General features: G+C 52.6%; 9 protein-coding genes. 3 read left to right on the top strand and 6 right to left on the bottom strand.

All coding sequences use genetic code 11. From position 1 onward, the window contains the following. Positions 1-326 precede the first annotated feature (326 nt). A complete protein-coding gene (locus ACWKX3_RS16035; protein ID WP_454542064.1) occupies positions 327-881 on the top strand; it encodes a gamma carbonic anhydrase family protein in 555 nt (184 codons plus the stop codon). Here the strand turns inward: ACWKX3_RS16035 and ACWKX3_RS16030 are convergent. From ACWKX3_RS16030 to dprA, 6 genes are read right to left on the bottom strand one after another with little or no spacing between them, the layout of a single operon-like run. Continuing rightward, on the bottom strand, positions 857-1105 hold the full coding sequence (locus ACWKX3_RS16030; RefSeq protein WP_006178899.1) for a DUF1488 family protein: 249 nt from the start codon (positions 1103-1105) through the stop codon (positions 857-859). The genes ACWKX3_RS16035 and ACWKX3_RS16030 overlap by 25 nt on opposite strands. Then, a complete protein-coding gene (aroE, locus tag ACWKX3_RS16025) occupies positions 1102-1920 on the bottom strand; it encodes a shikimate dehydrogenase (RefSeq protein ID WP_454542066.1) in 819 nt (272 codons plus the stop codon). The genes ACWKX3_RS16030 and aroE overlap by 4 nt, the downstream gene beginning before the upstream one ends. Positions 1921-1924: 4 nt before the next feature. After that, entirely contained in the window at positions 1925-2497 is a 573-nt protein-coding gene (gene tsaC / locus ACWKX3_RS16020; protein ID WP_006178901.1) for an L-threonylcarbamoyladenylate synthase type 1 TsaC, read from the bottom strand. After that, positions 2490-3044, bottom strand: a complete 555-nt coding sequence (locus tag ACWKX3_RS16015; protein ID WP_042322196.1) for a DNA topoisomerase family protein — start codon at positions 3042-3044, stop codon at positions 2490-2492. The genes tsaC and ACWKX3_RS16015 overlap by 8 nt, the downstream gene beginning before the upstream one ends. A gap of 27 nt (positions 3045-3071) precedes the next feature. Further along, entirely contained in the window at positions 3072-3545 is a 474-nt protein-coding gene (gene smg, locus ACWKX3_RS16010; RefSeq protein ID WP_006178903.1) for a DUF494 family protein Smg, read from the bottom strand. Next, on the bottom strand, positions 3517-4641 hold the full coding sequence (dprA, locus tag ACWKX3_RS16005) for a DNA-protecting protein DprA (protein WP_454542063.1): 1125 nt from the start codon (positions 4639-4641) through the stop codon (positions 3517-3519). The genes smg and dprA overlap by 29 nt, the downstream gene beginning before the upstream one ends. 127 nt (positions 4642-4768) lie before the next feature. Here dprA and def point away from each other — a divergent pair, with 127 nt between their 5' ends. Continuing rightward, on the top strand, positions 4769-5278 hold the full coding sequence (gene def, locus ACWKX3_RS16000; protein ID WP_042322199.1) for a peptide deformylase: 510 nt from the start codon (positions 4769-4771) through the stop codon (positions 5276-5278). Between the two features lie 24 nt (positions 5279-5302). Next, complete coding sequence (fmt, locus tag ACWKX3_RS15995; protein WP_042322201.1) at positions 5303-6250, top strand: methionyl-tRNA formyltransferase; 948 nt, start codon at positions 5303-5305, stop codon at positions 6248-6250. Positions 6251-6301: the final 51 nt, after the last annotated feature.

Raw genomic sequence — 6301 nt, 5'->3', positions numbered from 1 at the left:
GCGACGCGCTTTAGCGCTCTGTCGCGAGGTGGCGTATATTACGCTTTCCTCTTTCAGAGTCAACCCTGAATCTCAGGATTTTTTCTCTTCAACCGAACCGGTTGTTGTGTGAAGTGATTCACATCTGCCGTGTCGATGGAGGCGCATTATAGGGATCCCATTTTTTAGCACAAGTATTTTTTGGATCTTTTTTACTGACTGCTGATTTTCCGCGCTTTTCGCTGAAATCCCATCCGATCTGACTAAATATTGACGCATTTTGTCTTGCCCCGACCCTACAATGCGATCAAAGTCTTCTTATATAACGCTCATCTGTCGAGGTAGATATGTCTGCAGCATTACGTCCCTATAAAGATCTGGTCCCTCAAACAGGCGATCGCGTGATGATCGATCCCAGCAGCGTGGTCATTGGCGATGTTCGAATGGCAGACGACGTCAGCATCTGGCCGCTTGTCGCGATCAGGGGGGACGTCAACTATGTAGCAATTGGCGCACGGACCAATATTCAGGACGGCAGCGTCCTGCATGTCACTCACAAATCGTCCTACAACCCGCAGGGCAATCCGCTTATTATCGGCGAGGATGTTACCGTAGGTCATAAAGTCATGCTGCACGGCTGCACGATTGGAAACCGGGTTCTGGTAGGGATGGGGTCGATTTTGCTCGATGGCGTCATCGTAGAAGATGACGTAATGATCGGCGCCGGGAGTCTTGTTCCGCAAAATAAACGCCTGGAAAGCGGCTATCTCTATTTAGGCAGCCCGGTAAAACAGATCCGCCCCTTAAAAGAGGCGGAAATTGAAGGGCTGAAGTACTCGGTCAACAACTACGTTAAATGGAAAAATGACTATCTGGATCAGGACAACCAAATCCAGCCCTGATCGTCTTCCATCTGATCGCGAATTAAATCGCTGGCTTCCTCTTCAAGATCCCAGCGATTTTCACAGAATATTTCAAGCGGCGCGGAGCCACCAAAGCGACGACGTAGCGTTTCCCCGCTAATAGCACAGGTAAGCTGCATGCCGTGTACCAGCACCGGGAAACATACCGCCTGCTTCTCTTCATCCCAAATTTCCCGGTCCGGAAAGTGGATCGCCTGGTTCACTCCATCAGTTCCCGTTTCAACGTTTCAATCACCGGCTCAACCTCAGGCAACATGCCATGCCAGAGAAGTACAGCATGCGCAGCTTGTCCCACCAGCATACCCAGACCATCCGCCATATGTTTTGCGCCATGTTTTTCGCACCACGCCAGGAAAGGCGTTTTTCCCTTCTGATAATACATGTCATATAAATAGAGATGACTGCTTATCAGCGACGCAGGGATCGCGGGGACTTCACCGCCAATGCCGCTGGACGTCGCATTAATGACGAGATCGAACTCCCGATCGGCAAGATCGTTAAGGTCTACCGCACTCACGCTGCCGGTGTGTGCAAATAACGCTGCCAGCGCTTCCGCTCTGGAGAAGGTTCTGTTGGTAATGGTTACAGCACAATCCAGCGAAAGCAGAGGAAGCAGCACGCCCCGCGAGGCCCCACCCGCGCCAATCAGCAGAACCCGAAAGCCGGGTTTGATAAATGACAGTCTTTCGAGATCGCTGAGTAAGCCGATCCCGTCGGTGTTATCACCTAGAAGGCGTCCATCCTCAAGCCGTTTGAGGGTATTCACCGCGCCCGCAAGAGACGCACGCTCGGTGAGTTCATCCGCGCGTTCGAACGCCTCTTCCTTAAAAGGCACGGTCACATTCGCACCTTTACCGCCCGCCGAGAAAAAGGCGTCCAAAGCAGGCACAAATGCATCTACGGGAGCCAACACACGGCCATAGGGATGATCTATCTGAAGTTGCTCAGCAAATTGCTGATGGATCAACGGTGATTTACTGTGCGCTATCGGATTACCAAAAACAGCGTAGGTTTCCATCATGTTACCCCTGGCGAAAACGTTCGCCGGTTAAGGCATCGCGAATTTCAGACGGATTCAGGCGACCGCCCGTTTCGCCGATCGCGACCGGAAAATCATTCCCGAACTGAGCCAGCACTTCTTCGGTTGTGCGACAAGGAGGCAATCCCGTCAGGTTGGCGCTGGTAGAGACCAGGGGTTTACCAAACGCCAGACACAGTTCCACCACCAGCGGATGGTCAGTTACGCGAACGGCGAGGGAATCAAAGCGCCCGGTCAACCAGCGCGGCGTGGTTGGCTGTGCCGGGAAAACGAAGGTCACTGGCCCAGGCCAGGCCGAGAAGATCGTCTCACGCTGCGCCGGGGTCAGCATGGCATCATCTATATAAGGTTTAAGCTGCTCGTAGTTAGCAGCAATTAAAATCAGCCCTTTTTCAACGGGTCTCTGCTTGAGTGCAAGTAAACGACTGACGGCCTTCTCACTGTCTGGGTCACAACCGACACCAAAGACAGCCTCTGTCGGATAAGCGATGACTTCTTCATTTTTCAGGACGTCCACCGCATGCGCAATGGAGCCTGTTGGCAGGTTATTATTCACTGGTTTGATCCGCCGAAACCGGCTTTCCACATTGTTTACTGGCGCAGAAGTGTTTCAAGCCTTGCGCCGTTTTCTTCTCTATAAGTAGCGGATAATTGCAATGAGGGCAGACCCCCGCTACCGGTTTGAAATTGATAACGAACTGGCATTCAGGATAGCGATCGCATGAATGGAAGGTCTTACCAAAACGAGAACGACGCTGCACCAGCTGCCCGCGTTGACACTGTGGGCAGGCAATCGCCGTTTCATCGGGCTTATCAATTTGTTCTGTATGTCCACATTCAGGGTATCGGCTGCATCCGATAAACATCCCGAAACGCCCCTGCCTCAGCGCCAATTCGCTGCCGCAAAGTGGGCACAATTGCCCCTCCAGAACTTTGACGATATGTCCGTCCGCCTGGCTTTTCAGGGGACGGACATAATCACATTCCGGATAGTGTGAACAACCGAGAAACGGACCGTGTTTCCCGGACCGAATGACAAGTTCAGCCCCGCACTGTGGACAGGGCTCATTTTTATGCACCGTGAACAGTGCTGATTTGGCCATAACAACTCTTGGTGCTGCACATAGAATTTAGTGCAGCATACCTTCATTCACTTCAAAGAGTAATTCTTCCATTTGCTGATAGGCATTTTCACAGCCCGGAATATTGAACAGTACCATCAGGATGACCCACTTGAGATCGTCCAGTTCAAATTCTGCCGTATCCAGCGCCATCACGCGCTCTATCACCATTTCTCGCGTTTCGAGGTTTAGCACCTGAATCTGCTCAAGGAATAAAATGAATCCCCGGCAGCTGGCATCCAGCCTTTCACACTCTTCAGCTGTATAGATGCGTACAGAAAGTGGGTCCGAAGCCAACTGCATCGGCTCGGCCAGACCTTCCTGATAATCAGCCAGTTTCTCCAGCCACATCAACGCATTATAAATATCTTCCCGCTCAAATCCTGCATCGGTAAGATCCCGTGTCAATTTGTCCTGATCCACTCGCATTTCTGCTTCGTTATGGATGTAAGTCTCAAACAAATACATCAGTACGTCGAACATGGCTTGCCCTCCTTAATCGGACATAGCCGCCGGGTACAGCTGCGATCCATCCTGCTAACTCCAGTTCGAGTAGCTGTGCTACCGTAACTGGCACAGGTTGGCCGGCACGTTCAGCGACAACGTCAACAGGTGTTACCTCATCTCCTACGTTAGCCAGGAGCTTGGGAAATGGCAATGCCACCGCCTGCTGATCTGATGAATTATGTCTCTTTTCGGGTTCCTCTGGCAGCCACTGCAAACCGTGTTGCACATTTTGCAGAATGTCTTCAATACAGGTAACAGGGGTTGCGCCTTGCTTGATGAGCCAGTGTGGGCCTTCGCAACCAGGATTACCAACAGGGCCGGGTAGCGCAAACACTTCGCGCCCCTGTTCCAGAGCGCACCTTGCCGTGACAAGCGAACCACTGCGTATTGCCGCTTCGACGACCAGGACACCCTGGCTCAACCCGCTGATAATACGATTACGGCGAGGAAAATTACCGGGCCTGGGCTGCGTCGATAAAGAGAACTCCGACACTATCGCCCCGCCCGACTCAACAAGCTGTTCAGCCAGATGATGATGCCGTCGCGGGTACACGCTAAAGAGCCCGTTGCCTAACACCGCCACGCTGCGGCCACCTGCTGCAAGTGCGGCGTGATGAGCAACGCCATCGATACCGCACGCCAACCCGCTGGTTATCGTAAAACCGCACTGCGCAAGTGACTCGCACAGGATCTTTCCCCATCGCTCGCCATACCATGAGGGGGCACGACTCCCGACAACCGCCAGTTGAAGGGTTGTGAGCACATCCAGGCTTCCTTTCACAAATAGCGCGCCGGGATAATCAGGGAGGGTTCGCAACAAAGGGGGATAGAGAGGATGATGGGCAGTCAGCAGATGATGCCCCGGCTGCTCTAACCATTTAAGGCTTGATTCCAGCTCGCATTCACTCAGCGCAACGAATTTTTCGGCGAGCTTTGCTGACAGCCCCGCCTCCCTTGCTGAGCCATTATCGATAACGGTCTGGCGCGAGAGTTTTTCTGCGATATCCAGCATCTCTTCGCCACCCAATGAACCGATGCTGATAAGCCGTAACCATATCTCTGTAGATGTCATCCTTTCCCCTGCCACACACCGTCTCCGCAATCATTGCGATTGGTCACAGATGCTGTCAATCGAAGGGGGATTTGTCTAGAATAGAGTTATTAATCTTATCAACTCCTGAACACGACTCTGGAAATTTATGGCAGTTTTGCAAGTGTTACATATTCCGGACGAGCGCCTTCGCATCGTCGCTGAACCGGTTAAAGAAGTGAATGCAGAAATTCAGCGTATCGTCGATGATATGTTCGATACCATGTACGCCGAAGAGGGCATTGGCCTTGCGGCAACGCAGGTAGACATTCACAAGCGTATTATCGTGATTGACGTTTCTGAAAATCGCGACGGCCGCCTGGTGCTGATTAACCCTGAGCTGCTGGAAAAGAGTGGCGAAACGGGCATTGAGGAAGGCTGCCTGTCTATTCCAGAACAACGTGCTTTGGTCCCACGCGCCGAGAAAGTAAAAATTCGCGCACTCGATCGTGAAGGCAAGCCGTTCGAGCTGGAAGCAGACGACCTGCTGGCAATTTGTATTCAGCACGAGATGGATCATCTGGTCGGTAAACTGTTTATCGATTACCTCTCCCCACTGAAACAGCAGCGTATTCGTCAGAAAGTCGAGAAACTGGATCGTATGCGCTCTCGCGCATAATATCCCCCGGATACAAGGATCAACGTGTCTAAAACACTACGCATTATCTTCGCGGGAACGCCTGATTTTGCAGCGCGTCATCTGGACGCGCTGTTATCTTCTGGTCACAACGTTGTTGGCGTCTTCACCCAACCGGATCGTCCAGCAGGTCGTGGTAAAAAGCTCATGCCAGGCCCGGTGAAAGCCCTGGCCGAAGAACATGGCCTCCCGGTTTTCCAGCCCGCCTCTTTACGTCCTGAAGAGAACCAGCAGCTGGTCGCTGACCTGAATGCCGATGTGATGGTCGTCGTGGCTTACGGTTTAATTCTGCCTAAAGCTGTGCTTGATATGCCGCGTCTCGGGTGCATCAACGTACACGGTTCACTGCTGCCACGCTGGCGCGGTGCGGCGCCGATTCAGCGTTCGCTATGGGCGGGTGATGCAGAAACCGGTGTGACCATCATGAAAATGGACGTAGGTTTAGACACCGGTGACATGTTGTATAAACTGTCGTGCCCTATTACCCCAGAAGATACCAGCGCCACGCTGTACGATAAGCTGGCAGAGTTGGGTCCACAGGGCCTCATCAAGACCCTGGAGCAGCTTGCTGAAGGCACCGCAAAGCCTGAAGTTCAGGATGAAGCGCTGGTGACTTACGCCGAAAAACTCAGCAAAGATGAAGCTCTGCTTGACTGGGCGCTTCCTGCGGCTCAGCTAGAGCGTTGCATACGCGCCTTCAACCCCTGGCCAATGAGCTGGATGGTCATTGACGATCAGCCGGTTAAAGTCTGGAAGGCCTCGGTGATAGAGAGCCATGTGCAGGCCGCTCCGGGGACGATCGTTGAGGCAAATAAACAGGGTATCCAGGTCGCCACGGCAGAGGGCATTTTGAATCTTGAGTCACTGCAGCCGGCTGGCAAGAAAGCGATGAGTGTGCAGGATCTGCTCAATTCCCGGCGTGAATGGTTTATCCCTGGCAATCGTCTTGCCTGAGCAAATTAATTCTTAAGGCCCGGAGTTTCCGGGCATTTTTATTTCTACGGT

This window comes from Enterobacter sp. UPMP2052, from assembly GCF_053709675.1.
Note: the sequence above shows the minus strand (reverse complement) of the source record. Positions and strands in the feature narration are given on the sequence as shown.

Coding starts and splice junctions, on each gene's coding strand:
- ACWKX3_RS16035 (WP_454542064.1), top strand. CDS start 327: ATGTCTGCAGCATTACGTCCCTATAAAGATCTGGTCCCTCAAACAGGC.
- def (WP_042322199.1), top strand. CDS start 4,769: ATGGCAGTTTTGCAAGTGTTACATATTCCGGACGAGCGCCTTCGCATC.
- ACWKX3_RS16015 (WP_042322196.1), bottom strand. CDS start 3,044: ATGGCCAAATCAGCACTGTTCACGGTGCATAAAAATGAGCCCTGTCCA.
- smg (WP_006178903.1), bottom strand. CDS start 3,545: ATGTTCGACGTACTGATGTATTTGTTTGAGACTTACATCCATAACGAA.
- dprA (WP_454542063.1), bottom strand. CDS start 4,641: ATGACATCTACAGAGATATGGTTACGGCTTATCAGCATCGGTTCATTG.
- aroE (WP_454542066.1), bottom strand. CDS start 1,920: ATGGAAACCTACGCTGTTTTTGGTAATCCGATAGCGCACAGTAAATCA.